We start from the raw sequence: 24,692 nt of genomic DNA on the forward strand, positions 1-24,692 counted from the left end.
CCGGGCGGTGGTCGGTGCGGGCTTCGGGGCTTCGTGCATGGTGGTGGGTCTCCTAGCGCTTGACGGTGAGCTGGCCGGACACGGCGACGGTCTCCGTGGCGGGCAGGTCGCCGGAGCTTCCGCCGGTCGAGAGGTCCGCGCGGCCGATCATGATCTCCGCCTGGCGGCGGGCGAACGCCCTGTCGACCTGCTCGCAGGCGTCGGGGGTCATCCGGTCGCCCCAACCGGCTCCGGCCGCGGACCCCACGGACGCACGGGCCTGGCGGACAGCCTCGGCGGTGGCGGGCCCATAGTCGGCGTCGATCGTGCCGACAACGTCGCTGAATCCGGCGTTCTTGAGCTTGAGCTGGAGGAGCTTCACGCGTTCCCCGCTGTCGCCCTTTTTGAGCCCGAGCATGTCTGATACCTCCGTGGTGATGGCCCCGGGGGGCTTGGTGAATGTGCCGTCGGTGACCAGCGCGTACAGCGGAGATCCGGGGCACGAGGTGGAGATGAAGTCGCGGTGGCCGCGCACGGTCCCGGACACGCCGTGCTCGGCCATGAGCCAGGCACGGAGGCGGCGCACACCTTCGATCTGGGCGGCGGTGGGCCGTTCGCTGCCGCCGATCATCAGCGACACCGAGTACCAGTCGCGGTTCCCCGCGGTGGTGCCCTGCGCGGCCTGGTAGCGGGTCAGGCCCCGGCCCTCGAAGATGTGGCCGTCCACTGAGATGCCGAAGCTGTATCCGAGGTCGGCCCAGCCGTTTCCGTTGACGTGGCTGTTGCGCACGCCCTTCCAGTACGAGACGCACCCGGCGTGTGAGGTGAGGTTGGTGGCGTCGCCGTTGTAGTGGATGACCAGGCCGGAGCGCGGGGTGGCGTAGTCGGCGGGTGAGGTGGAGGACCATCCGAAGTAGGTCCGTGGGTAGTCGATGGTCACGGCAGTGCCTCCAGGGCATGCGGAAGGCCCCGCCGAAGTGACGGGGCCGAGGGTGTGGGGTAGTTCAGGTGACGGACAGGAGCGCGATGATGACCGCCGCCACCGCCGACACCACCGCTGAGATCGACGCGATGGGGATGGCATACCGCCACCGGTCGATCGCGTCCAGCCGGGCCCGGTGCTCGTCCTGCACACGGGACACGTCCGCGATCTTCTTGTCGACGGTGTCCAACCGGTCCAGTGCCCGTCTCACTTCCTGCTGGGTTTCGCGGGTGGCGTCGTAGATGTCCTTCGCGGAGACCACGCTGGCGAAGGGGTCCGTGGGCGGTATCGTGCTGCTCATCCGGGTCCCCCTTTCTAGATGGGGAGGCCGACCCGCAGGCGGGCCATCGGGGCGGGTTCGGGGGGTGCCTCGGCCGGGCCGATCCATTCCCCCTCGGCGACCGCCACGTGGGACACCCACAGCGGGTCAGGGATACGGTTCAGGGCCAGGTCCATCGCGGCGCGGGTTTCCGGCCCGGCCTCCCCGTCGACCAGGGCGAGCCCGAGGGCGGACTGTTGGTTCATCACAGCGGACTGGGTGCCGGACCCGAAGTCGCCGTCCGCGCCCCACGGCGACAGGTCTTCGCCGAGGTCGATCAGTTCGTTTTGGAGGTCGGTGACATCAGATCCCTGGTCGCCGATGCGGAGGGTGGTGCGCCGCCGGAACCGGTACCCGGTCAGGTCCAGGGTGCGGCCCACGTCCCGACCCGACCAGGTGTGGACGCGTTCTCCCACGGTGGTGTGGCCTGCGAAGGTGCGGCAGGTCAGGTCAGAACCGTCGTATCGCAGTTCGATGCGCAGCCACTGGCCGAGGGGCACGGACGTCCCGGTCTCGGAATCCCACAGGATCGCGTTGGCCGCCAAATCGTCCGGCTGGAGTCTGGTGTTGATGTTGGTGCCGGACCCGGACGGCTGCACGGTCAGCGCCACCTCCGTGTCCGGAAACGCCCCATGCCAGCGAACCTCATTCGCTCCGTGCCCGGCCTCCCCCAGCGGGGGCATCCACACGTACCACCGGACCGACCACGCCCCCGAGGAGGGCAGGTTGACGCGCAGCCGGGGAGTGTCCTGCCTGTGGTGGCCGGACTCGATACGCACGGACGGCAACCCGTGCACGGTGTGCACGTCGTCGTAGACCGCTCGGCTCCCAGGGGCGGCGATGATGACGGTGCCCGACTCAGCGCTGGTGGCCAGAGTCGAGTTCGACACCTGCACACCATCGTCCCCGGACAGCCGGTTGTCGATGAGGATGCTCACTTCACCATCACCTGCACCGTCAGATCCGACGCGGACCCAGAATCCACCACCACACCGACGGTCAGACCAGCCCCGTCAGCCACCATCCACGTGGGGGTCACCAGCACGGCCGGGGCTGCGGTGGTCAGCACCAGGGTTTCCTCGGCGGTGTGGGTGCCGGTGTCCAGGTCGACCGTGTACACCGTCGCGGTGATCTGCGACGACGTGTCCAGTGTGGCGGTGGCGCGGATGTGAGCAACGGTCTGGGCGCGGCCGTCCAGGTTCGCGACGACATGAGGGCTGGTGTGGTCCGAGATGGTCCCGGTGGCCACCCACGGCATCGGGTGCGCGCTGGACACGTACTCGCCGCCGGCGTCAGCCTCCAGGTCCGCGATCCGGGTGCGGAGCCCGTCCACGATGTCGGGGTAGGACGTGGTGAGGATCGTCCACTGGTGGTCGGTGGGGTCCGCTTCGGGGGGCAGGGTTGCGGGGTCCTGGCCGATGAGCATCCGCTCCACACCGGACGGGCCCCGGAATCGGGGGATCCGCCCGTCGCCGAGGGTGGAGATGCTGGTGGCTGCCTCGCCGGTGGCGTCGAGCAGGTCCAGGATCCGGTCGCCGGTCGTGTAGTCGTACAGGTGCAGGGTGGTGTTGGGGGTGAGGATCGCGTGGTAGCCCAGCATGGACCCCACCTCAACCTGGTCCCCAGTGGCCACCACCACGTCCGCGGGCTGGTCGCCAAACCAGTACCGAGCCATGGGGCCACCTCCTCTCAGGAAATGTCGTAGGTCCACCCGTCGAGGGCGAACCAGGTGGGGTTGTAGCCGTGCCAAAGTGTGATCTGCCCGGACTCGGTGACGTTCCGGGAACGGATTTCCAGCCGGACCGACCACCCGGCGGAGGTTTGGGACGCACCTCCCATATGCCGCACATACGCGCCTGGGCGGATCGCGGACGGCAGGATCGCGAAGTAGTCCCCGCTGGCGATCGACCCGCCGTCGACGCGAGCCACGGTCCCCCGCAGTTCCACACGGCCCGGCCGCACCCACCGCCATGACGGGGACCAACCGTGAGCGGGGGTGGTGTACCGGCCGGTGCGCAGCGGGATGGGCTGCCACGATGTGGGGTAGGTGCCGTCAGCGGCTGTGACCCACTGGCCGTCGTGGTAGTAGACGAGACGGCCGGTGTCGGACTCGTAGATGGTGGTGCCGGGGAGCGGGTTCGGGGGGCGTGTGCTGGAAGTGCAGGCCAGCGCCCCGGCCGGGTTGAGGTAGGTGCGCTCGTCCACCAGCTCAGTGATGGACCCGCCACCACCCCCGCGTCGGCACCGCCACACCGGCAGGTCATAGATGGCGTCGGTGCGGGTCAGGGACGGGATCTGTGGGTTGGAGGCCGCGGTTCCTTCGATGACGTGCGGAAGGATCTGGTGTGCTGCGACGTCGAGGCGGGCCACCACCCGGTACAGGCGCGGCAACGATGAGCTGTTGGTGGGGATGCTCACCGACTCGGTGGTGTCCGACGCGAAGGCGTACCCGTCGAGGACACCGCGGCCGGTGCCCAGGTCGAGGTTGTTGCCGGACACCGACGCGTCCAACGCGGTTCCGAAGGACGGGTCGAGACCGTCCTGTGTGGCGGCCGTCAGGGAGAACCGGAAGTCGGACTCGTAGGTTTCCTGTTCGGTGGTGCCGTCGGGTTCGTAGTCGTGCGGCCAGGACCGGAACGCCATGTCACAGACTCCTTTCAAGCGCGCCCACGGCGCGGCGTAGCTGTGCGATTTCCCGGTCCTGCCGGGTCTGGTAGAGGCCACCGGACCGCCACCCGACAGTGGGGGTGATGGTGAGGGTGCCGTCCCGCCGGTTGGCGTCGATGGTCACCGAGGTGATCTGGTCGGTGTACGCGGTGCCGGGTTCGGGGTGGATGGTGACCCGGTCTCCGAGCCCGTACCCGTGGCCGTACCGGAGGCGGGGCGTGTCGGCGAGGGTGGCCTCGATGATCCCGGCCCGGCGTGCGTCGGCCAGGGCCTGGTCTCCGGCCCGGTTGAGGGGGCCGTCCTGCTCCTCGGAGCGCTCGTCCACGAAGGTCTCTGCGGCCATGCGCCACGCCTGGACGGCGGCAGAGTCGGAGCGGCGCCGCAGGTCCCGGGCGTTGCCTTCGCCGGGCCCGCCGACGATCGCGTGGGTGGCCTCCGGCATGGCGTCACGCCACCGCACGCTCTGGAGGTTGCCCAGCTCGTGGCTGAAAACGGCGTTGGGCCGGTCCTCGGTCTCCCACACGTCGAACACGATCGCGTCGCCCTGCTGCTGGCAGGAGATGCCCAGCCCGGACTCGCCGACGCACGCCCGGACCACGTCCAGGAGCGGGTCGAACCGGGCCCTGTGGCTGATCTCCGGGCCCCGGCCCAGATCCGCGGCCACCGTGACCTCGCGGGCCAGCGGGGCGGCCGGATCCCGGCGGGCAGCCACCCGGCCCGTGCCCACGTTCGCGTCCACGTACCCCTTGATGACGGTCTCTGCCGGTCCGGTGCGCCGGTCAGCGACCAGCTGCACACCGATGTCCCGGTCAGGGGCGGGCCACGCCAGCATCGCTGCGAGCAGGCCCATGTCGTCGGCGCCGGACACGGTGATGGTGCCCGGCGATGTGGCGGAGGTGCGTTCCCGTTCGGGGTCCTCTACCGACCCGGTGAGGATCTGCTCCTGGTCCAGGGCGGCGATGATGCCCCACCCGGGGGCGACCCGGTCAGCGGCGGTGGCGTCCATGGTCAGGGACCAGGTGGACACCGACAGGTGCGACAGGGTGATGGAGGCGCTCTCCCACGGGAGTGGGCCCCGGCGCCTCAGGTCGGGGTCACGGGAGTAGATCTCCAGGTTGCGGATCACCAGAACACCTCCTCACCATCCGGCTTGGTAGCGGGGCCGGAACGACAACCGAAGGCGGGTTTCGCTGGTGGCGCCGATCATGGTGGCGACCAGCCGGGTCCGGCCGGGCGGGATCGCCCACAGGTCCGGGAACCCCTCGAAGGCGTGCCACCAGTCCGTGCCGCTGCTGTCCACCGCGGTGAGGCCGGTTTCCGGGGCGATGTCCGGCGGCCGGCAGTCCACCGTCACGGTCTCCCCCACCGGCACGTCCTCGGAGAACCCCCACGTCTGGCCGGTGTCGGCGTTGGTGATGATGGGGGTGCCGGGCCCGGTGATCTCCCACACGGGGTAGGAGTCGGCGTCCCCGGGGCTGGTGATCGTGGCGTCCCCGCCCACCTGCGAGGAGGCCACCCGGAGGGGGTAGATGGGGAAGAACGCGCGCGGGTCGGAGGCGAGACGCCACACCAGCGACTGCTCCGGGCCGAGGAAGTACGGGTCGGGCGCGTAGAACTCGAGGTTCTGGTGTTCCTGCCTGCTCCACATGAGGTCGTCGAGGATGTCCTCGTTCGGGTCCAACCCCCCGTGGTAGACGGCCGGGATGTCCCGCCACTGCCCGGAGGGCAACTCCACCCGGATCCGGCCCATGGCCACGTGGCCGGGGCGGCGGTGCCGGGTGGACGCCACCAACGCCCGGTGCGCCTCGAGGTAGGCGCCGGGGTCTTCCCCTGCGACCACCAGCGGCACCCTCATCAGCCGCGGGCTGTCCCTGTAGTCGGCCAACCGGACGGCCCCGGAGGCGGTGCCCTCGGTGACCAGCTCAGGGACCACCCGCCCGAACCCGTTCCGGCCGGTCACGGACGTGTAGGCGGCGCCGTCGGTGAGAGGGAACTCCTCCCCGTCCGGGCTGACCCACACGATCCGTTTCCCGGGCGGTGTCGGCACCTTCGGCCACACCCGGGGCGGGTCCGGCGGAATGGGTGGGGGCACGATGATCAGCGGCATCTACTCACCCCCTCCGGCCGGTGCGCACGCGGGTCTGTCGGGATTCCTCGGCACGCTGGAGGTCCCGCCCGGTGGTGAAACCCGGGACGTGGTGCACGTGGTAGTGGACCTCGGTGGGGCCAGCACCAGCAGCGGGCACGGTGGTACCGGACAGGACCTCGACCAGCCGCTCAAAGTTGGCCGTGTCGCGGGGCGCTAGGACCCTCTCCGGGCGGCGGGACAGGTTCACCCCCACCTCGCCGTGCTCCAGGCGGCCGCCCTGGTCGTACTTGCCCGGCCGGCGGATCGCGATCGGGTTGGGGTACATGCCCCGGTAGGAGACGGTGGCTCCGGTGTAGGGGGCGTGGATCAGGCGGCCCGGACCGGCAACACCGGCGACGTGCCCGCGGTGCGGGAACACCAGGTCTCCGGGCCGCTCCTGGCCTTTGGGGACGGCCTTCCCGTAGTTGATCTGCGCATACGTCACGCGGGGCAAGCTGACCCCGGCCTTGTTCCACCCGTACTGCATGAGGCTGGAGCAGTCGAAGCCGCGGATGCCCGCCCCGCGACCGAACCCGTACCCGGGGCCGCCGGGGCCGCCCCCGCCCCAGGAGTACGGGACACCGAGCTGGCTCTTCCAGGCGGACACCACGGACCCGCCGGACTCCATGTGCTTCTTCCACTGCTGGGCGGCGTCCTCAGCGATGCTCGCGGTGAGCCCTTCGATCATCTGCTGGAGCTTGATACGGGTGTCCTCGTCGTGGTCGTTGACGACCGTGGCGGAGTCGGGCAGCACCGCACCACCGCGGGCGAACCGGCGGGGTTCCCCAACGGCACCACCGCGGGCGAACTTGAGGTCGCCGCGGCGGATCAGGTCCCGCATGGCGTACACGGAGTCCTGCCCGCCGAGCATCTGCACCTCGCGGGCGGTCAGCACGTGCTCCCCGTTGGAGAGCAGCGCACGGATGCTGTCCGAGGTGCCTGTCCCCGGGCCGATGACCGATCCACCATCGGCGTAGGCCAGGTACTCGCCCCCCGAGGCTGGGGCGGACGACTGTGTCCACGTGCCCTTGGCGGTCACCTCCACCGCGGTGTCGACGTTGCTCTCGACGTTGCGCAGCATCTCGTCGTACTCGGCGAACTGCTCGTCGGTCAGCCCGACCGTGTCCCGCAGCAGTTCCAGGTCCTCACGAAGATCTTTCTTCTTCTTCTCCAGGTCCTCGGTAGAGGCCTCGTTGGCGATCATGGTCTGGACCTCGGCGTCACCCGCGTCGATCAGGTCCAGGATGGCGCGGTGGTTGGCGATACCGGCCTCGGTGTGCTTGTCGGTCGCCCCAGCATTCTGGGTGACCGTCTCCACGGACCGCAGCAGCGTCGAGTTGTAGTCCAGCTCCGCGCTGATGGATTCCGCGATCGAGCTGTTCAGCCGGTCCACAGACTCCCGGTACTGGTCAGCGGCCTCCGACGCGGTCACATACGCGCTGACCGTCTCCTCGGTTTCGCCTGCCACAGCCGCAGCGGCCTCCGCGCCGGCGTCCATCTCGTCAGTCAGCCCGGAGGTCTGCGACGCCAGCAGCGCGATCGCTTCCAGTTGGGTTTCGTCCATCTCCGAGAGGTCAGCCTTCTCACCGAGGAGCGTCTGCACCGCCTCGGTCAGCTCCTCCGTGGTGGCCTTCTCGCCCGTGTTGAGCGTGACCAGCCCGTCCTGCGTCGCTGCCATGTGGTCGGAGATGGTGGTGAGTGCCTGGCGGGCCTCCCCGTTCTCGAGCACAGCCTCGGTCAGGCGCCCCTGCTCGATTCCGAGCTCGGACGCCACACCGAGGAGCCCTTCCTCCTCCAGCCGTTGAGCGGCGTGAGCGGCCGTGGACGCGGTGATCGCACCCTCAGACGCGGCGAGCACACCCGCCCACTCCTGCTCCTTCGCGATCTGCTTGGCTTTCTGGTCCAGCCACATCGCGCCGAGCCCCAGCACCGCACCGATCGCGATCCCGTAGGGGCCCGTCATCATGGTGGCCAGACCGCCGATACCGCGCTGGAGCCGGTTCGCCCCGCCGGTTCGGAGTTCCTGCATCTGGCCTCGGAACTCGATCATGCGGGGGCCGACGGTGATCAGCGCGCCGGTCAGGAGCGCCAGGGCCCCCACACCACCGCCGATGCTGGTCACCCACTGCTTCTGGCCGTCGTCGAGGCTCTTGAACGCGCCCCCGTAGTCGGTGACCTTCTCCGCGGCTTCGCCGAGGATCGGCAGCAGCGACTCCCCGATCGAGATGCCCGTCTCCGTGATGGCGTTCTTCGCCATCTGGATCTGCGACTCCGTGGTTTCGTACCTGGCCGCGGCCTCCTCGACCAGGGCCAGGTTCTCCTCCCAGCCCTCGTTGCCGACCTTTAGAGACTCACCGACCAGATCGCTCGCCCCGGCCATGCGCAGGAGTGCGTCACGGACGATGATCTCGCCGAACCCGAGCCGGTCCAGGGTGCCGACGACGTTCTCGCCTTCGGCGTTCATCTCGGCCAGACCGTCCACGAAAGCGTGGGTGGCCTTCGCTGGGTCGGCCTCCCACGCGGCCGAGAACTCCTGGGCGGACATGCCGGACACCTGGGCGAAGTCCTGGAGCTTCTCTCCGCTTTCGCCGACGGCGCTGTTGATGTCGAGCAAGACCCGGGACACAGCGGACCCGCCGCTCTCAGCCTCCATACCGACGCTCTTGAGCGCGGCGGCGAACCCGAGAACCTCCCCCTCGGTGAGCCCAACGGTTTGGCCGGCGCCCGCGATCCGCATCGCCATTTCCATGATCTCGGATTCCGTGGCCGCTGAGCTGTTGCCCAGGGCGACCAGGGAGGATCCGAGCTGGTCGACGTTCTCCTGCGGGGTGCCCATGATCGAGCTGAAGCGCGCCATCGACATGGCGGCCTCTTCGACGGTCATGTTGGTGGCCACGCCCATCGCGGCGATCGTCTTCGTGAAGTGCAGGATGTTCTGCGACTCGACGCCGAGCTGCCCGGCGGCCGCGGCGATCGCGGCCAACTCGGAGTGGGTGAGCGGGATCTGGAGCGCCAGGTCCCGGAGGGACGACTCCAGCTTCTCCAGCTCTTCGGGGGTGGCGTCCAACACCTTCGTCACGCCCGCCCAGTCCGACTCCCACGAGATGGCGGCCTGGGCAGACATACCCAAACCAGCGGTGATCGCAGCTCCGGCCACGAGCATCCCGCGGCCCGCCGACTGGAAAGCCTCAGCGCGGCGGGCGGCGTTCTCCTCGACCTCGGCGAGGGTGCGGTCCATGTCCTCCTGGAGCTCACGTTCCAGCCGGGCCACAGCGTTGTTGGCGTCCTCGACGCTGCGCTGGTACTTCTCCATGGCCCGGCCTGCCCGGTCCAACCCTTTTTCCAGCCCGGCCGCGTTCGCACTGAGGTTGATGCGCAGATCACGCTGCTGAGAGGACACAGAGCCACCCCCTCTACTCGTGTTTGCTCAGGCGCACCTTCGTGCCGGGCGGGATGTGCTGGTGGACCTTCGCCAGGTGGGCCTGCCGCTCCCCGATGCGCTGACACCCGGGGCAGGCCGACACCGTCGGCAGGTACGCGGTACGGGATCCGCCGCGATCCGGGTCCCACTCCTCAGCCCGCGTCCCACACCCGCTGCACGTCTCCATCTCGCGGATGTGCGCCCACAGGGCCAGGTCGCGGTCACGCTTGGGCCAGCCCAGGAACGCGCTGTGCGAGATCCTGTAGAACCGGGCCACCTCGAGCTCGAGGCTCAGCGCCGGGTCGCGGTCGATCCTTTTGGGGTGGCAGGGTCCAACGCCCGGACGCGCCCGTTGATCGCGATGGCGAGGTTGAACAGGTCGTTGCGTTCGCCGGTGGACAGGTTCTGCTGCACGAACTCGGTCCACTCGGCGGTGGTGAGGTCGCCCTCCACCGACGCGAGGAACACAGCGTGCAGGTACTCCTCGTCGCGCTGGCGGCGGACCTCGTCAGAGTCGTCGGCCTCAGCTTCGGGGTAGGCGTCGCCGAGGTCCTCGAAGGCGCCCGGGGGCAGGGCCCGCAGTGTGATCTGCTCGTAGCAGGCGTCCCGCTTCTTCTCGGCCGCGTCGAGCAGCTTCTTCGCCTTCGCCGCACCCTGCTTGTCGTCGTCCTTGACCGCCATGGCGGCCTTCCGGGCAGCCGCGAGGCCCTGCTCCGCCGCCCGGGTGTCCTCCACCGACGCGACCCGACACGGGTAGGTGGCGACCGGCCGCTCCCGGGAGAGCAGCCGGTCCTTCAACCCCGCCATCAGACCGTGTCCGGGATCGCGACGGACTCCGCGGGCTCCGCCGGGATCGCGAAGGACACCACGATGTTCGCGACCTCGGTACCCTCCGTGCTGATCGACTTGCCGAGGGAGGAGACACGGACCGGCCACACGTCCATGGGCGAGCCGACCTCGTCACCGCCGTGCATGATCACGATGTAGCCCTCGGTACCCCGGGGCAGAACCTCGCGGACGTCGGCGCCCCCGATGTCCTGGGGCAGGGTGAGGGAGGAGTCCTCGACCGTGGTCCGGCCGGGAATGCTCGGCGTGAAAGTCGTGTGCAAGGGGTTGTAGGTGACGTTCGCGCTGGAGACGGTCCATCCGGAGGAGCCGATGACCTCGCGGGTCAGGTCGGTGCCCGCGTCCAGTTCCGCGCGCAGCGGCTCCTGGACGTCCTCGATGGTCGGGGCGAACAGGATCGTGGTGACACCGGCGTTGATGAACTTGTCGGTGACGTCGATCGGGGAAGCGGGCATCGTCAGCTCTCCTTCTTCTCAGCGGCCTTCGCCGTGTTGGGGGTCCTGGCCGGAGAGGTACCGGTGTCGGTGTCGACTCGCTTCCAGCCCTTGCTCTCCCAGAACGGCACCGCCGACGGGGGCGCCTGGTAGGTGCGGTTCGCCTTCGGGTGGTGCAACTCCACCGTGATCTTCCTGCGGGCCATGAGACCCCTCACTTTCCGTATCCAGCCGCGCGCGCGGCCTCGTCGACTGCTTGGTTGACTGCTTCCACGACCCGGCGTCCGTGCATGTCCGCGGCCGGGACCAGGAACGGTCTGGTGGACTGCTCCACCCACACGTTCCGGTTTCCGTGCACGGGATGCCGGAATGTGCGGTTGCCGGTGATGCCCTCGTGGGGGCGTGCGTGCGGGGCCTTCGCCTTCGACACGACGATGGACACCCCGGCCTGTTTCTTCGTGAAGGACGTGGCCAGCCGGAGCGCGCGCGGGATGCGGGTTGACCAGCCGGCCCGGCGCCGGGCGTCCGCGAGGACGGGCTGCCCGGCGGCCTTCATGCGCGGCCGCAGGCTCTTGCGCAGATCGGCGGGGAACCGGCCGTGCTGGCGGATCATCCGCCGGATGGCGTTGCCCGTCCGCTCCAGCGGCACCACTTCGTCGGACACGTCTCCCCCCTTTACCGGCTGGTCATAGCGGTGATGGACACCAGCACCTCAGCGGTGACGGCCGGGCCCGACTCGGTCTGGGCCTGCTCCCACACCGCCACCGACATCTGGGCGTGCAGACACGCACCACCGAGACGGCGGTCAGCCAGGAGCGCGGTGTTCATCGCGTCCACCAGCTCAGCGACCCGGTTCCGGACCGCCTGCATGTCGGGGTCACCGCGCTCGGAGGAGGCCAGACACACCAGGTCGTAGGTCTCCTGGTCGCGGGTGGCCGCCAAGTTCTGCCGGGACTGGCTGATCTCGGTGGTGGGCCGGACCGGGCTGTAGCCCACGACGATGAGGTCAGGGTCCATCTCCACGGCCGGTTGGCCGTCGATGACCTGGACGCCGTCCGCACCGAGGCCGGGAGCGGTCCGGAACAGCTGGAGTAGCGCGTCGATCACGTGCGGGATGCTCGTCGTTGAGGACATCGGTCACCCCACCAGCGGTTGGTCGGTCGGCTCTTTGCCGAGGCCGAGAAGCTCCCGGACCCGGTACGGCATGGAGTAGGCGGTGCCCGGCAGGTACGACCCGTCCGAAGCGCCGGCCTGCGGGCGGGTGTTGCCGCCCGACCCTCGGTTCTGGGAGTTGGTCCACAGGTGGCGGACCAGCTCCAGCCCGGCGAGACGGATGTGGCCCGGCACCGCGGCGGCGGTGCCCGCACGCCCGGCCGTGTAGGACACCTCGGCGCGGCCGTCGCCGGTCGGGGCGGCCACGACTCCCTCCGGGGAGAGCAGCTCCCACCCGGGGGTTTCGACGGACAGGACCGGCCGGTGGTGGAGGACCGCGCGGCCGCCGGTGACGGTCACGGTTTCGGTGGCGGCCACGGCCAGGACCTCGCCGATACGGGCCCGGATCATCTCGCACGCAGCGCCGATGAACCCGGGCAGCTCGGATTCGGACGTCGAGGTCACCATGTTGAGGTGCTTCTTCACGTCCGCGACGTCCACGAACGGGTCAGGTGTCGCCGTCAGCATCCGCGGCCTTCTTCCGTCGGGCGGGGCGCTTCGGCTTCTCCGGGGCCTCCACCGCCTCGAACAGGCTGGGGTGCTTGACCACCAGCGGGTCCGTGTCCGGCAGCACCGCCCCCTGGGCAACCACACGCTGCCCGGTCGCGAACGTTTTCCGTGCGCGCTGCACTGGCTCTCTCCTCCCCACAGCGAAGGGCGGGACCATGACGGCCCCGCCCTTCTACCTGGTCGTGTTAGGCGGACTGGACCTGGAGCAGCCGGAACGCGTTGGCGTCCAGGACGTCACCGCCGACCCGCCAGTGAGCGAACCAACCGACCTCGCCGGTGGGGCGCTGGTTGGCGCCCTTGACCAGCGGCTCGAACTGGACCGTCATGCCGATGCGGTCCACGATCAGGTACCGGGAGAAATCCCCCAGCAGCAGGATGTTCGCCCCGTCCGCCACGGCGGTCGCCATCTGCGACGCCTCGTGGACCGACCGGCCCAGCAGCTGGCTGGGGGTGTCCATGCCCAGGTCCGCCCAGAACGCGTGCGTGGGGCCGGACCCGGTGGCGAACTGGCGGGTCAGGAGCTGGATCGACTCCGAGGACAGCCACTGGGCGTTGCGGCGGTGGCGGGCCGGAATGGCGCCCTTGAGCGCGTACACGTCCTCCACCGCGTAGGTGGACGCGGCCGCGGTCTCCACCACCGACCCGGACACGGCGGCCACGGCGGTGACGACACCGCGGGGCTGACCGGTGCCGGACCCGGTGGCGAACGCGTTGGCCTCCAGGTTGTCCTTCGCGTCGGCGAGCAGCATGCCCACCTGAGACGCGATGCCGGTGTCCTGGGTGACCTCGAAGGACCCCTGGAGGTAGGCGGCGGCCTTGTGCGGGGTGGCGTCGGGCTGGGTGAAGCTGGGGGAGGCGTCAGCGGCCTCGTCGCCCTCGGCCAGCCACTCGGCGGTGACCCCGGCGGTGGTGATGCCGTGCCAGTTGTCGCCGGTGATGCGGTCCACCCGGGCGAGCTGCCGGATCGGGTTCGTGGACCCGGCGTTGGTGAGGATCAGGGTCGGGTCCAGGTGGAACGGAACCAGGTAGCCGCCGTTGCCGTCGGTGAGCGACATGGCTGCGCGCATCGCCTCGGCCTCGTCCTGCGGCAGGTGGTACGGCTGGGCGCCGGACAGCACCTGCTCGAACGCACGGGTGTAGGCGTCCGACCCGGTCATGAGCATGTGGCGGGCGATGCGGCCGTGGCGGTCGTTGCGCTCCACCATGCGGGTCGCGTGCTCGCGGTGGGCGTCCTCGACGTAGTCGGGTGCCTGCTCGATGGCGTCCAGGGCCCGGGACCGAAGGTCGGCGGCGGGCACCATGCCGGAGCGGACCGCGTCGAGGTTGTCGAACGGGCCCTGGTTGGTGCGCACGTGGACGTCCGTCCCGCCCGGTTCGGTGGAGCGAGAGCCGCCGGCGGTCTGGGCGCCACGGATGCGCTCGATGAACGCGGCACGCTCGGCGAGCGGGACCCGTTCGGTCTCCAGCTCGCCGTGCTCGGTCTCCAGCGCCTCGAACCGCGTCGCCTGCTCCTCGTCGAGGTTGCCCTCGGCGAGCTGGAGCAGCTCGGACCGGATCTCGGGGAGGCGTTCGTCAATCTCCTGAAGTCGGTTCACAGCAGGATTCCCTTCTGCATGAGTCGGGCCCGCGCTTGTACGCGGGTCAGGGACGGTCCCGAGTGACCAGCGGTCGGCTCGTCCGTGACGGCCCCCTCCACGGGGGTGTCGGTGTTGGCTCCGGCCCCAGGCTCTGGGGTGGTGACCGTGGTGGTGAGCGCGGCGATGAGTTCGGCCCGCTCCTCCTCGCTGAGCCCGCCGAGGCGGTCCACGAGAGAGCGGACACCGAGGATCTCGGCGCCCTCATAGGCAGGGATGGGGGTCGGCCCGTACTCGGTGAGACGGATCTCAGTGCGGGTGACCGTGGGTAGCTCCCCGCCACGGCGCGCGCGGGGCACCCGGGCGGGGGTGGACTGGAGGAACCGGCCGGAGAACGACTGCCCGCGGATCGACCCTTCGCGGATCGCTTCGAGGATCTCGTCGGCGAGCGGGGTCCGGTGGTAGCGGGTGCGGGTGTAGAGGCCTCGGCCGTCCACGCGTACCTCCAGCGGGGACCCGATCGGCACGGACCCGCGCTCGGACGACTGCCCGTGCAGGGTCCTGCCGTGGTTGTAGAACACCGGCAGGCGGGTTCCCCGTTCGGACACGGTCTTGTCGAACGCGGACCGGCCGATGACCTCCATGTAGTGGCCGTCGGCGTCAGAGATCTCGGTCGGGGTGTCGAAAACCGCTGCGTAGGCCTCGACGGTGCGGCCGTCGCCGTCAGAGACCACCGAGATGTCCTCCAGCGGGAACGACCTGGTGAACAGGTGCGTCACTTCGGGTCCTTCGGGTCGACGGTCTCCACGACCGTGGGGACAGAGTCAGGGCTGATGGGTGCGGACTTCGCCGGGGCACCGGAGCCGTCCGGTTCGGAGTTCGCGGGCCGGAGCTGCACGCTGTAGAGGCCGGAGTGCTCCAGCAACCGGAAGTTCTCGGCGGTGACCGCAGGGACGACCGTGTCGGAGTCGTATCCGGCGTCGATCAGGGCCCGAATGGTCTGCGCCTGCTTGCCCTGGATCTCGGCGCTGTCCTTCCGGTCCTCCCGCAGGAAAGCCACATCCCGGTCGTCGTACCAGAGTTCGGCGCCGTCGGGTACATCCACGATCGATGACAGGGCCTGGGCGGCGGACCGCCACAGGGGGCGGATGGTCTGGTCAGCGAACGCCCGCCTCGCGGACGAGTAGTTCGAGTAGGTGGCGGCCTGGAGGCCCTCGGAGAACCCGGCGATGATCGGCGGCACTCCGGCCGCCGCCGCGATCCGGGTCTCTCCGGCGCCCTGCGTGGAAGTGAAGGTGAGCTGCTGGAGGTTGTTGCCAGCGTTCGTGATGGTGGCGCCGCCGCCGATGAACATGGTCTTGTACGCGTTGTTCGCGCCCTGGTGTTCGGCGTTGAACTTCGCCATGAACCGCTCGAACACGTCCGGGGTGACGTTGCTCGGCAGTGTCGCCACCAGCCCGGACACCGCGCCGTTATCGAAGTAGCGGAGCTTGTGCGTGGTCGCGGCGTTGTCCGCGGTCATCTCGCGGGAGATCGGCGTCATCCACGACATGCCGCGCTGCATGAACATCGGGTCAGGGATGGGCGCCCAGTGCGCGACCTCTCGCGGCATGAGCAGGTTCTCGTCAGGGACCCCGGCCGACGCCCCGTGCGGGTGGTAGATGTAGCCGAGCAGCTCGCCGTCGATGGCGTCCCCGGCCAGTTCCGGGTCGGTCTCGGAACCCACGACGATGGTGACCCAGTCCGGCCGGAGCCGCCGGAGCTTGCCGCCGCGACGGACGACGAAGCTGTTGCCGACCAGGTCGACGTCCTGAATCATCCGGGCCAACAGGTCGGTAGTGTGCCCGCCTGACCACGGGTTGCGCAGGAGCGCCAGGTCGTCATGGCCCTCGTCAAACAGGTCGCCGGGGCGGCCGTCCTTCATCTGCCGGAACAGCATCCGGGCCTCGGTGAACACCTTCATCCGCGCGAGGTTGCACGCGAACACCGGGCCGTTGGCCTTGTACACGTGAGCGGCCTGGAGGAAGTCCGCGCATGGCTGCTCCTCGCCGCGCATGTTCGGGCCCATCGCGGCGGACGACCAGCCCATGGGGACGTCGATCTGCCCGCCGGACCAGTCCCCCATCAGGGACCGTTCGCGGGCTCGTGCGCGGGCGCGGCCGAACAGAGACGGCATCAGGCGTCACCTCCGTCCGGGCTGTCGTCGTCGAGGTCGACCAGAAACAGGAGCGCGGCGCCGGACAGGACACCGCCGGCGGCGAGACCCCACCCGACACCGAGCTCCAGGCCGACACCGGCCGCGATCGCGGCGACCGCCAGGACCAGGCCGAGGCCGACCAGGGCGGGGCGGCTCATCCGTACATGACCCACGGCTCGGACACCTCCTCTTCGTCGATGGGAGGCTCACACGCCCACTGGTGCGCCATCACCGCGGCGATGGCCAGGTCGATTTTCCGGGGTGAGTTCCGGGAGTCCTTGCGGAGCCGGGCCCCGCGGCTGTCGGTGTAGACGGTGCAGTTGTCGACGTGGCGGGCGAGCCGCTCATCACCGGAGTGGGTGAGCTGCCCGTTGAGGACCGCCTCGTAGAACCGGGCGGTGGCCGGGACCATCCGGGCCGGGGACTGCGGGAATTCGACGATGGGCAGGCCCTCATCCTCGAGAACCTGGTACGTCCTGCTCCACCGGTACGGGTCGCACGCGATGAACTGCACGTCGAACTTCCGGCAGGCCTGCCGGATGGCGTCCTCCACCTGCATGATGGGGACCCGCCACTCCTGCCCGGCCTCCGCGGGCTTCTCCCAGCACTCGACCACGTCGAGGTGGGGGTGCTGGTTGTCGTCGCCGAGTTCGACAGCGACCAGGGCGGTCGAGTCGTTGGAGAAGCTGCCGTCGAAGCCGAGGACAACGCGGGCGCCTTCGGGGATCGGCCGGCGCTCTTCGCACGCTGGCCAGGTTCCGGCGGGCAGCCACGCGGTCGCGGCACTGACCCACTGGTTGCAGCGCTTGGTGCGCCACTCCGCTTCGAGGGTTTTCAGGACACCGGACTCGAAGTCCTCCTGGGCGACCAGGTCGGCGAACCCGGGGTTGGCTTCCCGCCAGGTGTCCGGGGACCGGTGGTCGGCGTCGGGGTCCACCGGTTCCCACCAGCCCATGAAGAACGACGGGTCGCTGATCTCGCCGGAGGCGACGCGCTTCCCGTACTGGTACATGCCGTAGCACAGGGAGTCCTTACCGGTGGAGTCCGCGCGCACCCCGGCCGTGGTGATGCCGATCATCAGCGGTTCGATGCGGGCACCCATGGCCAGCGCCATGACGTCCCAGAGTTCGCGAGTCGGCTGGGCATGCACTTCGTCGAACAGGACGGTGGTGGGGTTCAACCCCTCCTTGGTGAAGGCCTCGGCCGACAGCACCCGGTACACGGTGCCGGTCGACTTGACCTCCATCGTGTCCTTGTACAACTTGATGGCGTCCGCGAGGTCGGGCTCCATCTCCACCATGCGGCGCGCGGTCCCGAAGACGATCCGAGCCTGTTCCTTGTCGGCCGCACACGAGTACACCTCACCGCCGGGCGGACCGGCCACCAGCCCGTGCAGGGCCAGGCCCGCGCCCAACGCGCTCTTGCCGTTCTTGCGGGCCACGCCCACCAACGCCTGCCTGTGCCGGTACCGGCCGTCCGGCCGGCGGGCGTACACGTGCTCCAGGAGGTGGCGCTGCCACGGGCGGAGCTCCATCGGCGAGCCGGACGGCCCGGCCACGGACTCCTTGGTGATCTTGCACAGGGCCTCGATGAAGTCCGCGGCGAACTCGCCGTCGCCGCGGGCGAGGTCGGCGGCGGGTACTGGGGTGAGCCATCGGGGCGGCCAGGCGTCACGCGCCACGGTTCCCCCTCTTCGCGAGTAGCTCTTCGAGCTTGGATTGGCGTTTGACCTCGGCGTATCCGAGACGGCCGCGATCGCTGGGGTTGAAGCCGCACAGGCCTTCGAGATTGGTCATGTGCGACTCGATGACGCGGATGGCGCCGACTAGCGGGTTGATGCGGCTCTGTCCCATGGACCCGGGCACCATGTAGCCGGTGGCGTCCAGTTCCGCGCGGAGGGTGGCGCGTTCGTCGTGGTACTCGCACAGGCGGGTGAGCACGTCGAGGTCGGTCTGCGGGGACAGCCACGCCTGACCGGCGGTCCACAGCCGTTCCCACACCGCGCGCCCTGCCGGGCGGAGGGTGGCCGGGGCGGGCGGGATACCGTCGGCGGGGGCCAACGACGCGGTGTCCGACTTCGCGGGCAGCGACTCCTTGCCGGGGTTGCCGCGCTTGCGCTTGAGCTCGGTGGGCTGTCTCGGAGGACCAGGCACAGTCACCCCCTGTCACCGTGGGGCCGGTTGGTGGGGCCCTGAAAAAACGGTTCTAACTCCCGGCGATGTGCGCGGTGGGGGGGCACGGGTCACCCACCCTGGCCCTGACCTGCGACGGTGGGGGCACCCCCCTCCCCTCCGCCGGGCCTGTGACCTGCACAAACACTGTGTTCAGCGTTGGTTGGGTGGGATCCAGTCGAGGTTGGCCTGCCGGGAGAGGTTGCACGGACGGCATGACGGAACGTAGTTATCTAGGGTCGTCAACCCGCCTAGGGACCTAGGCACCAGGTGGTCAGCCGTGGTGGCAGGGGCCGGGCACCAGTGGCAGGGAGGGGAGTCGGCCAGCACGATGTCCCGCAGCTTGCGGTGTTGGTAGCCGAGACCGCGAGCTGCTGAACTTCCGCGTTGCTGATCACGAAGCTGTTGTCGAGCTGCTTCGCACCGACCACACCTAGACCCACGCCGGGTCAAGACCCCGCACTCCAGGCAAGGGCAGCGTGCCACGGCAACCTCCCATGCTGTCGGCGCGTCCTACTCGGAACCCCAACGGAGGAGTCTCCATGTCCTTGTCGCGTGTACTGCTGGCCGCTGGTGCGGTCGTCCTGCTGGCCGGATGTACCCCTGACCACGAGTACGACCAGGCGGCACACGAGGCTGCCCTCGAAGAGGCCGGGGTGGAGGTGACCGGGGACATGGACACGATCACCGACGCGTTCACCTCGGCGTGCGAGTCCGATGACCCGGGCACGTGGACGGCGGGGTTCTTGCGGGACGGCGGGGATGCGGACACGCTGCTGGTATCGGTGGACCACCTGTGCCCGGACCGTGCCGAGGAGTTCGCCGACGCGGTGGAGGGGCTGGTGGAGTAGGTGCCCGTCCTGTCTCGACGTGCTTACCCCCCAGCAGCACGGAGACAGGACGGACGTGGGGCGCCCGGCAGGGTGAGAGTGGTAGCCGTCAGGGGTGCGGCCTGGGGCTGCCGGGCCGGTCTTAGAGCGCCGCGCGGACGGCGCAGTCCTTAGCTTCGAGGAGCTTGCGCATCGCGGTCGTGGTCTCGGCCCCGGCGGGAAGACTGTGGTGGACCCAGTGGGCGAGGTCAGCGAACGGGCGGCTGACGTGCTTTAGGTGCGCGGGCAGGTGCTCGTACTTGAAGTACTTGAGCATGTCGTTCGTCGGGGACGGGGTGTGCTCGGGGTGGTCGCCGGGCGTGGCCATGGTGTCCTCCGGGAGGGTCGGGGCATGAGGAAGGCCCCGGGAGCAGGTGCTCGACCGGGGCCTGAAGGTGTTGTGGATACAGCTCCGCTACTGCTGCGAATCCGTCAGCAACAAGATAGCACCTCGTAAGGGGCTTTCGCGACTCACTCCTTACGGTCTCTCCAGTGGACTCGACGGCGGGCTTCGGCGGTGTAGACGTCGCTCATCCAGAACCGCCGGGGTCGGCCCGAGCCAGGGATGGGCCGGAGCTGCTTGCGACGGACCCAGGTGTCTACGGTGTCCCGGCTGACGCCCACCTCGACGGCGGCTTCGGCAGCGGTCACCGTGTAGTCACCCACGCGACCGGCAGGCGAGAACGCCACTGGGATGTCGTCGCCGTGGTCGCGCGGGATGACCCGGCCACCGTGCGGGGTGCGGTCGGTCACGCGGGAATCCCTTCGAGGGCGGCCCACTGGTGTCGCCGGTGGTCGGTTTCGTCGTGGCAGGAGCAGGTGGTGTCGTCGCACCGGCAGGCGGCCGAGGCGCACACCACCAACCCCCGGTCGGGGAGTTCCCGCAGCGACCGGGCCCCGCAGATCGGGCAGCGCACCCGAAGCTGCCGGACCTCTTCGGACTCGCCGCGGGCGTGCTTGATGCGGGCGCGCATCCGGCGGACCTCGGCGGTGACGTGGTCCAGGAGGATGTCGTCGGCGCCGATCCGGCTGAGCAGGTTGATGATGCGGCCGATCCGGGTGGGGACGGTGCGCGCCGGCCGGATGTCGGGGGCGACCCGTTCGAGGACGGCGTCCTGGAGGTCGCCGATCTCGTCGCCGATGTCCTTGAGGACGGAGGGGATGGTCAGGTCGATCGGGGACGGGGACGCGCCGATGGGTTTGAGGCCCTGGCGGAGCTGGGCGAAGGTCTCGTCGCGCTCGGCTCGCCAGCGGGCTCCGGCGGCGATGAGCTGTTCGGGTGAGGGGCCCCAGCCGGGGGTGCGGCGGATGGACGCGTCCCACGGCATGGTGGCGAGGTTGGCGTATTCGTCGCGGAGGGCGGACAGGGCCTCGTAGGCGGCGGTGGTGCGTTCGTGGGCGTAGGCCTGGATGCTCAACTGGTCCCCCTGGAGCGGTGGTGGTCGGGTGGTGGTGGGCTACTTGATGCCGAGTTCGCGTTCCAGCTCCCGGATGCGGTCGGCCTGGGCGCGGAGGCGCTTCTCCTGCTCGCGCGGGTCGTGGCCGGTGGCGGTCCGGGTGATCGCCCCGTTGAACGCGCGGGCGGGCAGGGCGACGGGCCAGAAGAAGAGGGTGATCGTGGTGGCCGCCTTCACGTCTCCCAGGGCGAACTTCTGGTTGAGTTCGCCGGCCACGCGCTCGTTCGGGTCGCCGTGTTCTTTCCGGGCGGCCGCCCACGCGCGGGGCAGGTCGCGTTTGGCCAACCACCAGCCGAGGGCGAAGTAGGCGGTGAGGTAGGCGAGGGCGCCGAGGACGATGGTCATCCGGTGGTGCTCCTGTCGGTGGTGGGCCCGGGGCGCGGACGGGACGCCCCGGGGCGACGAGGTGGGTCAGGTGGTGTGGGGGTGGCCCGGCCAGGACCCGTCCGGGCTGCCGGGTGCGAGGACCCGGTACTCCAGGTGCCAGGGGCCGCCGGGGTCGCCGTCGCGGTCAGACGGGATGTTCGCGAGGACCAGGCGCTCGCCGATACAACCCCGGCAATAGCGGGTGTAGGACCGGCTGCCGGGCCCGTTGAGGATCTCGATGTCAGCGTCGAACTCGTGGCAGCGCTGGCAGTCCTGCCGGGCGTGCGGGTAGGGCAGCGGGGTCTTGGGGGTCTCGCTCATCGGGGGTGCTCCTGGTCAGAAGAGGGCGGTCTGGACGGGCTGAGCGGGCTGGGTGTGGCAGGTGCACGAGCACACCCACCGGCAGGTTCGGTTGGCGAGCCACACCTCGACCGGTGCGGGGTCCAGGACCACGGTGCCGTCCGCGTGGGTCAGGTACGTCTCGGAGACGGTCACCTGCTGTGCCTGGCACCGGTCGTGGTCCCCGTGGTGACAGTGGCCGGTCGGCCCCCACTGGCAGGCGCACGCCGGGGGCTGGTCGGGGTGGCTGGTGCCGGTGCGGCGGGACGCTCGCCGGGCGCGGGGCGGGGCCAGAGTGCTCACGTGGTGCTCCTGTTCAGAAGAGGGTGTGCTGGGCGGCCCAGTCGGGGGCGGTTACGCGCGCCCACGCGGTGTCGGTGCGCGGGTCGTAGTGCGGCCCGTACTCCACCGGGAAACCCAGGTCCGCGGCGACCGTCACGATGTTGCGCATGTCCGGGAGAACAGCCAGCTCCTCCCACACCACCGGGTCCGCGTCGTCGGTGTGGCGGATGGACACCACATCAACCCGGCGGCCGGCCACCTCCCGGAATTGGGCGAACTCCAGCAGCCAGAACCCGTCCGGCCAGTCCGGTTCGGGGGCGGCCACACAGCCGGGGCAGTGAGGAACCTTCGACCAGGCGGGGGTTCCGATCAGCCCCACGTATGGGAGCCCGCACATGGTGTGCCCGGGGTGGTTCGGGTTGGCGCGGTGGAGGGTGTTGGGGCCGGTGGCGGCGTACTCCCATGGGTCCCACAGCCACGCGGACGGCGGGAGTAGGTCGGGCCGGTCGGCGGGGTCCGGGATGAAGGTGCGGTGGAGGGCGGCCATGCGGTCAGCCATCGACGCCTCCAACGGGTTCGGGCCGGGTGTCGGCGGCCAGCTGCTCCTCGGCGCGGACGGGGTTCGTGGTCGCGGCGAGCTGGGCGCGCAGGTCGGCGTTCTCGCGGCGGGCGGTGTCGCGTTCGTCCCGGTACCGGTCACGGACGCGGCGGACCTGGTCGCGGTCGGCGGCCAGGGCCTCGCGCAGGGCGTCGCGCTGCTGGCGGGCCCGGGCGCGTGCGGACTTCAAGGCCAGCCGAAGGCGTCCGATCTCGGAGTCGCGGCGGTCGATCTCCTCGTCCCGTTCGGCGTCCCGGGCTTCGAGCTCCTCGCGCAGTCGGCGCTCCCCGGCGGCCACCTGGTCCTCCAGGGCCTCGGCCCGGCGGCGGAGACGGACGATCTCGGCGTGGTGCTCGACGATGAGCTGACACGCGTCGTCGTACTTCGCGCCCATGATCCCGGCGTCGGCGCGCTCGGAGTTGACGCGGGCCACGGTGGCGTCGATCCTGGCGCGCTGCTCGGGGGTGAGGTGGTCAGACACGGTCGATCTCCTCGGCGGTCAGGCGGCGGGCGGTAGCGAGCGCCTCGTCGCGGGTGCGGGCCGGGATCGGGTCGTAGTCGCGACCGGCCGCGAGACCGATCCGGCTGAGCTCGGGACACACCTCCCAGTGGTCGCCCCGGCGGCCGATCCGGTAGCGGCCGACGAGGAAGTGCGTGGCGACGGCGAGGTCGGCTTCGAGCTCTTCGAGGCGGGCCTCCAGGGTGGCGATCTCGGCGCGGCCGTCCCGGCGGCCCTCCTCGCGGGCCTTGGCGATCCGGCGGTCGGTGGAGGCGTGGCGGCGGGCGTTCCTGCCGTTCGGGGTCGGGGTGGGGTCAGCCACGGCGGGGCTCCTTCGGCAGGGTGGGGCGGGTCCGGTGCTGCTTCGGCGCGAGCACCAACTCGTACCCGAGCGCCTCCGCGTAGGCGATGACGCTGCCCAACCTGGGGTCGTGCTTCCCGGACTCCCAGCCGTGCACCGTCGGGGCGGCGGTCAGGAGCCGGTGGCCGAGCGCGGCGACGCTGATCCCGCGTTGGGCGCGGGCGCGGGCGAGCTGGTCGACGATCGGGTTCGGGCGGCGGTTCACCGGCTGGCTCCCTTCAGGGCGAGGGTGAGGTGCACCCCGAGAGCGGTCGCCCATTCGGCGACGGCCTCCACCGGCGGGGCGTAGACGCCGGTCTCCCAGTGGCTGATGGAGGTGGGGCCTCGGCCCATCCGGTGGGCGACGGTCGCCTGGGTGAGCCCGAGGTCCTCGCGGCGCTGGCGGAGCTGGGCGACGATCGGGTGGGGTCGGGCCTTAGCCACGGTCGCCTCCGGTCTCGTCGGCGATGACGTGCTCGTAGATCGCGCAGGTGACCTCGGCCTCGACGACGGCGGTCAGCCCGTGGTCGGTGCGGGGCGCCTGGGTGCGGATGGCGTCGGTGAGGTACTCGACCGCCTCGAACAGCGAGCTGAGCGGGGACAGGGCCTGGTCGTGGCCGATCTCCTCGGCGCCCTGGACCACCCACCACAGGATCTCGGCGGGGATGGTCACCGCCATGGTGTCGTCGTGTCGGACGGCGAGGGACACCCCGGACGCGATGGCGCGGGTGGCCTGGAGGACCTCGGCCCGGTAGGGGGTGTGGGGTGCGGCGGCGATGATGGTGCTGGTGGCGGTGTAGAGGGGCCCGAGTTCGACGGTGGCGGTTTCGGGTGGGTGGATGAGGGCCATGGCCGTGTCCTCCTGGGTGGTGTGGGATCCTGGGGTGGTGGGGACCAGCGCGGCAGCAACGCGCTGGTCCCCGTTCGTGTGTCGGGTCACGAGGCGGCGGGCCACGAGCAGGACTCGTGCCCCTTCTGCTTCACGTCCCGGTGGGGGCCGCAGTGCTTCGGGGAGCGGGCGCACGTGTGTTCGTGACCGTTCGGGCACCGGGCGGCGCAGAGGGCGGAACGCACGGGCTGGATTCCGTGTGCACGGACGGCGGCGGCCGCAGCGAGTTCCCGGAGCCAGGTGGCGACCTGCCCGGCCCCAACCCCAGCCCGGCCGTCGACCTGGCCGCGGCCGTCGTAGCTGACCCGGGCCACGAGCGCGTAGTCGGCATCGCGGGTGTCGAGCAGGCGGCGGAGGCGGTCGACCTCTGTGCGCAGGGACCGGCGGTCGGCGGCGGCCTGTTCGGCGAGGGTGAGCGCGTCGGCGGTGGCCTGCTCCAGGGCGGCGATCTCGTCGAGCAGCGCGGGGACGTCCTGGCGGGCCGCGGCGATGAACTTGGCGTTCTTCCGACCCTGCGCGTCGCCGGACAGCTCCACGGGGGGCAGGTGCGGGGAGACCATGACCTGTTCCGAGGGCAGTGACCTCCAGCCAGCGGCCCACGGCCCGGGGGTGG

Annotated in this window: 37 protein-coding genes; 1 reads left to right on the plus strand and 36 read right to left on the minus strand. The window is 70.4% G+C overall.

Annotated features, from left to right (window positions below):
• Positions 1-52: 52 nt before the first annotated feature.
• The 23 genes from D458_RS0104185 to D458_RS38135 form a co-directional block, all read right to left on the minus strand.
• Positions 53-919: a peptidoglycan recognition protein family protein gene (locus D458_RS0104185; RefSeq protein WP_017585471.1), complete on the minus strand. Its 867-nt coding sequence runs from the start codon at positions 917-919 to the stop codon at positions 53-55.
• Positions 920-983: 64 nt separating this feature from the next.
• On the minus strand, positions 984-1,262 hold the full coding sequence (locus D458_RS0104190; protein ID WP_017585472.1) for a hypothetical protein: 279 nt from the start codon (positions 1,260-1,262) through the stop codon (positions 984-986).
• A gap of 14 nt (positions 1,263-1,276) precedes the next feature.
• A complete protein-coding gene (locus D458_RS0104195) occupies positions 1,277-2,218 on the minus strand; it encodes a peptidoglycan-binding domain-containing protein (RefSeq protein ID WP_017585473.1) in 942 nt (313 codons plus the stop codon).
• Complete coding sequence (locus D458_RS0104200) at positions 2,215-2,955, minus strand: hypothetical protein (RefSeq protein ID WP_017585474.1); 741 nt, start codon at positions 2,953-2,955, stop codon at positions 2,215-2,217. The genes D458_RS0104195 and D458_RS0104200 overlap by 4 nt, the downstream gene beginning before the upstream one ends.
• 14 nt (positions 2,956-2,969) lie before the next feature.
• A complete protein-coding gene (locus tag D458_RS0104205) occupies positions 2,970-3,923 on the minus strand; it encodes a hypothetical protein (protein WP_017585475.1) in 954 nt (317 codons plus the stop codon).
• Between the two features lies 1 nt (position 3,924).
• Positions 3,925-5,073: a siphovirus ReqiPepy6 Gp37-like family protein gene (locus D458_RS0104210; protein WP_017585476.1), complete on the minus strand. Its 1,149-nt coding sequence runs from the start codon at positions 5,071-5,073 to the stop codon at positions 3,925-3,927.
• Positions 5,074-5,085: 12 nt separating this feature from the next.
• Positions 5,086-6,054 (minus strand): phage tail family protein, encoded by a 969-nt coding sequence (locus tag D458_RS0104215; RefSeq protein WP_017585477.1) that lies wholly within the window; start codon positions 6,052-6,054, stop codon positions 5,086-5,088.
• Positions 6,055-6,058: 4 nt separating this feature from the next.
• On the minus strand, positions 6,059-9,475 hold the full coding sequence (locus tag D458_RS0104220) for a phage tail tape measure protein (RefSeq protein WP_040702148.1): 3,417 nt from the start codon (positions 9,473-9,475) through the stop codon (positions 6,059-6,061).
• Between the two features lie 13 nt (positions 9,476-9,488).
• Positions 9,489-9,773, minus strand: a complete 285-nt coding sequence (locus D458_RS0104225) for a hypothetical protein (RefSeq protein ID WP_017585479.1) — start codon at positions 9,771-9,773, stop codon at positions 9,489-9,491.
• A gap of 14 nt (positions 9,774-9,787) precedes the next feature.
• Positions 9,788-10,303 carry a hypothetical protein gene (locus D458_RS0104230; RefSeq protein WP_017585480.1) on the minus strand — a complete coding sequence of 172 codons (516 nt, stop codon included), beginning with the start codon at positions 10,301-10,303 and terminating at the stop codon, positions 9,788-9,790.
• Positions 10,303-10,797 (minus strand): phage tail tube protein, encoded by a 495-nt coding sequence (locus tag D458_RS0104235; RefSeq protein WP_017585481.1) that lies wholly within the window; start codon positions 10,795-10,797, stop codon positions 10,303-10,305. The genes D458_RS0104230 and D458_RS0104235 overlap by 1 nt, the downstream gene beginning before the upstream one ends.
• A gap of 2 nt (positions 10,798-10,799) precedes the next feature.
• On the minus strand, positions 10,800-10,982 hold the full coding sequence (locus tag D458_RS0104240) for a hypothetical protein (RefSeq protein ID WP_017585482.1): 183 nt from the start codon (positions 10,980-10,982) through the stop codon (positions 10,800-10,802).
• Positions 10,983-10,990: 8 nt separating this feature from the next.
• Positions 10,991-11,440, minus strand: coding sequence for an HK97 gp10 family phage protein (locus tag D458_RS0104245; RefSeq protein WP_017585483.1), 450 nt, complete (start codon positions 11,438-11,440; stop codon positions 10,991-10,993).
• A gap of 11 nt (positions 11,441-11,451) precedes the next feature.
• Entirely contained in the window at positions 11,452-11,910 is a 459-nt protein-coding gene (locus tag D458_RS0104250; protein WP_086002496.1) for a hypothetical protein, read from the minus strand.
• A 3-nt stretch (positions 11,911-11,913) separates the two neighbouring features.
• Positions 11,914-12,456 carry a hypothetical protein gene (locus D458_RS0104255; RefSeq protein ID WP_017585485.1) on the minus strand — a complete coding sequence of 181 codons (543 nt, stop codon included), beginning with the start codon at positions 12,454-12,456 and terminating at the stop codon, positions 11,914-11,916.
• Positions 12,437-12,619 carry a hypothetical protein gene (locus D458_RS0104260; RefSeq protein ID WP_017585486.1) on the minus strand — a complete coding sequence of 61 codons (183 nt, stop codon included), beginning with the start codon at positions 12,617-12,619 and terminating at the stop codon, positions 12,437-12,439. Before D458_RS0104260 ends, D458_RS0104255 begins: the two co-directional genes overlap by 20 nt.
• A gap of 64 nt (positions 12,620-12,683) precedes the next feature.
• Complete coding sequence (locus D458_RS0104265) at positions 12,684-14,093, minus strand: phage major capsid protein (protein ID WP_017585487.1); 1,410 nt, start codon at positions 14,091-14,093, stop codon at positions 12,684-12,686.
• A complete protein-coding gene (locus D458_RS0104270) occupies positions 14,090-14,851 on the minus strand; it encodes an HK97 family phage prohead protease (protein ID WP_017585488.1) in 762 nt (253 codons plus the stop codon). The genes D458_RS0104265 and D458_RS0104270 overlap by 4 nt, the downstream gene beginning before the upstream one ends.
• Positions 14,848-16,248 (minus strand): phage portal protein, encoded by a 1,401-nt coding sequence (locus D458_RS32870; RefSeq protein ID WP_017585489.1) that lies wholly within the window; start codon positions 16,246-16,248, stop codon positions 14,848-14,850. The genes D458_RS0104270 and D458_RS32870 overlap by 4 nt, the downstream gene beginning before the upstream one ends.
• Positions 16,248-16,427 (minus strand): hypothetical protein, encoded by a 180-nt coding sequence (locus D458_RS0104280; RefSeq protein ID WP_017585490.1) that lies wholly within the window; start codon positions 16,425-16,427, stop codon positions 16,248-16,250. The genes D458_RS32870 and D458_RS0104280 overlap by 1 nt, the downstream gene beginning before the upstream one ends.
• Complete coding sequence (locus D458_RS0104285; RefSeq protein WP_017585491.1) at positions 16,424-17,950, minus strand: terminase large subunit domain-containing protein; 1,527 nt, start codon at positions 17,948-17,950, stop codon at positions 16,424-16,426. Before D458_RS0104285 ends, D458_RS0104280 begins: the two co-directional genes overlap by 4 nt.
• Positions 17,940-18,422 (minus strand): phage terminase small subunit P27 family, encoded by a 483-nt coding sequence (locus tag D458_RS0104290; protein WP_152521038.1) that lies wholly within the window; start codon positions 18,420-18,422, stop codon positions 17,940-17,942. The genes D458_RS0104285 and D458_RS0104290 overlap by 11 nt, the downstream gene beginning before the upstream one ends.
• Before the next feature lie 171 nt (positions 18,423-18,593).
• Positions 18,594-18,926, minus strand: a complete 333-nt coding sequence (locus D458_RS38135) for an HNH endonuclease (protein WP_026118987.1) — start codon at positions 18,924-18,926, stop codon at positions 18,594-18,596.
• Positions 18,927-18,982: 56 nt separating this feature from the next.
• On the opposite strand from D458_RS38135, the gene D458_RS0104300 reads away from it, so the two are divergent.
• A complete protein-coding gene (locus D458_RS0104300) occupies positions 18,983-19,291 on the plus strand; it encodes a hypothetical protein (RefSeq protein ID WP_017585493.1) in 309 nt (102 codons plus the stop codon).
• A gap of 121 nt (positions 19,292-19,412) precedes the next feature.
• Here the strand turns inward: D458_RS0104300 and D458_RS32875 are convergent, their stop codons facing one another.
• From D458_RS32875 to D458_RS0104365, 13 genes are all read right to left on the minus strand, one after another.
• On the minus strand, positions 19,413-19,637 hold the full coding sequence (locus tag D458_RS32875; RefSeq protein ID WP_017585494.1) for a hypothetical protein: 225 nt from the start codon (positions 19,635-19,637) through the stop codon (positions 19,413-19,415).
• Positions 19,638-19,780: 143 nt separating this feature from the next.
• On the minus strand, positions 19,781-20,062 hold the full coding sequence (locus D458_RS0104310; protein ID WP_017585495.1) for a helix-turn-helix domain-containing protein: 282 nt from the start codon (positions 20,060-20,062) through the stop codon (positions 19,781-19,783).
• Positions 20,059-20,727, minus strand: coding sequence for a hypothetical protein (locus tag D458_RS32880; protein ID WP_017585496.1), 669 nt, complete (start codon positions 20,725-20,727; stop codon positions 20,059-20,061). The genes D458_RS0104310 and D458_RS32880 overlap by 4 nt, the downstream gene beginning before the upstream one ends.
• Positions 20,728-20,766: 39 nt before the next feature.
• Positions 20,767-21,111 carry a hypothetical protein gene (locus D458_RS0104320; protein ID WP_017585497.1) on the minus strand — a complete coding sequence of 115 codons (345 nt, stop codon included), beginning with the start codon at positions 21,109-21,111 and terminating at the stop codon, positions 20,767-20,769.
• A gap of 66 nt (positions 21,112-21,177) precedes the next feature.
• Positions 21,178-21,453, minus strand: a complete 276-nt coding sequence (locus D458_RS0104325) for a hypothetical protein (protein WP_017585498.1) — start codon at positions 21,451-21,453, stop codon at positions 21,178-21,180.
• A gap of 15 nt (positions 21,454-21,468) precedes the next feature.
• Positions 21,469-21,774: a DUF6248 family natural product biosynthesis protein gene (locus D458_RS0104330; RefSeq protein ID WP_017585499.1), complete on the minus strand. Its 306-nt coding sequence runs from the start codon at positions 21,772-21,774 to the stop codon at positions 21,469-21,471.
• Between the two features lie 13 nt (positions 21,775-21,787).
• Positions 21,788-22,312, minus strand: a complete 525-nt coding sequence (locus tag D458_RS0104335; RefSeq protein ID WP_017585500.1) for a hypothetical protein — start codon at positions 22,310-22,312, stop codon at positions 21,788-21,790.
• On the minus strand, positions 22,305-22,832 hold the full coding sequence (locus tag D458_RS0104340) for a hypothetical protein (RefSeq protein ID WP_017585501.1): 528 nt from the start codon (positions 22,830-22,832) through the stop codon (positions 22,305-22,307). Before D458_RS0104340 ends, D458_RS0104335 begins: the two co-directional genes overlap by 8 nt.
• A complete protein-coding gene (locus D458_RS0104345) occupies positions 22,825-23,172 on the minus strand; it encodes a hypothetical protein (protein ID WP_017585502.1) in 348 nt (115 codons plus the stop codon). Before D458_RS0104345 ends, D458_RS0104340 begins: the two co-directional genes overlap by 8 nt.
• A complete protein-coding gene (locus tag D458_RS32885; RefSeq protein ID WP_017585503.1) occupies positions 23,165-23,416 on the minus strand; it encodes a helix-turn-helix domain-containing protein in 252 nt (83 codons plus the stop codon). The genes D458_RS0104345 and D458_RS32885 overlap by 8 nt, the downstream gene beginning before the upstream one ends.
• A complete protein-coding gene (locus D458_RS32890) occupies positions 23,413-23,634 on the minus strand; it encodes a helix-turn-helix domain-containing protein (RefSeq protein WP_017585504.1) in 222 nt (73 codons plus the stop codon). The genes D458_RS32885 and D458_RS32890 overlap by 4 nt, the downstream gene beginning before the upstream one ends.
• On the minus strand, positions 23,627-24,130 hold the full coding sequence (locus tag D458_RS0104360; protein WP_160168039.1) for a hypothetical protein: 504 nt from the start codon (positions 24,128-24,130) through the stop codon (positions 23,627-23,629). Before D458_RS0104360 ends, D458_RS32890 begins: the two co-directional genes overlap by 8 nt.
• Positions 24,127-24,639, minus strand: a complete 513-nt coding sequence (locus tag D458_RS0104365) for a hypothetical protein (RefSeq protein ID WP_017585506.1) — start codon at positions 24,637-24,639, stop codon at positions 24,127-24,129. The genes D458_RS0104360 and D458_RS0104365 overlap by 4 nt, the downstream gene beginning before the upstream one ends.
• Positions 24,640-24,692 lie beyond the last annotated feature (53 nt).

Source organism: Nocardiopsis ganjiahuensis DSM 45031, assembly GCF_000341085.1.
Classification (GTDB): domain Bacteria; phylum Actinomycetota; class Actinomycetes; order Streptosporangiales; family Streptosporangiaceae; genus Nocardiopsis; species Nocardiopsis ganjiahuensis.

Bases quoted from the DNA above. Each gene is read 5' to 3' on its own strand.
- D458_RS0104255 (WP_017585485.1), bottom strand. From the start codon at position 12,456: ATGCTGACGGCGACACCTGACCCGTTCGTGGACGTCGCGGACGTGAAG.
- D458_RS0104325 (WP_017585498.1), bottom strand. From the start codon at position 21,453: ATGAGCGAGACCCCCAAGACCCCGCTGCCCTACCCGCACGCCCGGCAG.
- D458_RS0104240 (WP_017585482.1), bottom strand. From the start codon at position 10,982: ATGGCCCGCAGGAAGATCACGGTGGAGTTGCACCACCCGAAGGCGAAC.
- D458_RS32875 (WP_017585494.1), bottom strand. From the start codon at position 19,637: ATGGCCACGCCCGGCGACCACCCCGAGCACACCCCGTCCCCGACGAAC.
- D458_RS0104250 (WP_086002496.1), bottom strand. From the start codon at position 11,910: ATGTCCTCAACGACGAGCATCCCGCACGTGATCGACGCGCTACTCCAG.
- D458_RS0104365 (WP_017585506.1), bottom strand. From the start codon at position 24,639: ATGGTCTCCCCGCACCTGCCCCCCGTGGAGCTGTCCGGCGACGCGCAG.
- D458_RS0104190 (WP_017585472.1), bottom strand. From the start codon at position 1,262: ATGAGCAGCACGATACCGCCCACGGACCCCTTCGCCAGCGTGGTCTCC.
- D458_RS0104300 (WP_017585493.1), top strand. From the start codon at position 18,983: ATGTCCTTGTCGCGTGTACTGCTGGCCGCTGGTGCGGTCGTCCTGCTG.
- D458_RS0104280 (WP_017585490.1), bottom strand. From the start codon at position 16,427: ATGAGCCGCCCCGCCCTGGTCGGCCTCGGCCTGGTCCTGGCGGTCGCC.
- D458_RS0104335 (WP_017585500.1), bottom strand. From the start codon at position 22,312: ATGGCTGACCGCATGGCCGCCCTCCACCGCACCTTCATCCCGGACCCC.
- D458_RS0104230 (WP_017585480.1), bottom strand. From the start codon at position 10,303: ATGGCGGGGTTGAAGGACCGGCTGCTCTCCCGGGAGCGGCCGGTCGCC.
- D458_RS0104200 (WP_017585474.1), bottom strand. From the start codon at position 2,955: ATGGCTCGGTACTGGTTTGGCGACCAGCCCGCGGACGTGGTGGTGGCC.
- D458_RS0104320 (WP_017585497.1), bottom strand. From the start codon at position 21,111: ATGACCATCGTCCTCGGCGCCCTCGCCTACCTCACCGCCTACTTCGCC.
- D458_RS0104235 (WP_017585481.1), bottom strand. From the start codon at position 10,797: ATGCCCGCTTCCCCGATCGACGTCACCGACAAGTTCATCAACGCCGGT.
- D458_RS32870 (WP_017585489.1), bottom strand. From the start codon at position 16,248: ATGCCGTCTCTGTTCGGCCGCGCCCGCGCACGAGCCCGCGAACGGTCC.
- D458_RS0104205 (WP_017585475.1), bottom strand. From the start codon at position 3,923: ATGGCGTTCCGGTCCTGGCCGCACGACTACGAACCCGACGGCACCACC.
- D458_RS0104215 (WP_017585477.1), bottom strand. From the start codon at position 6,054: ATGCCGCTGATCATCGTGCCCCCACCCATTCCGCCGGACCCGCCCCGG.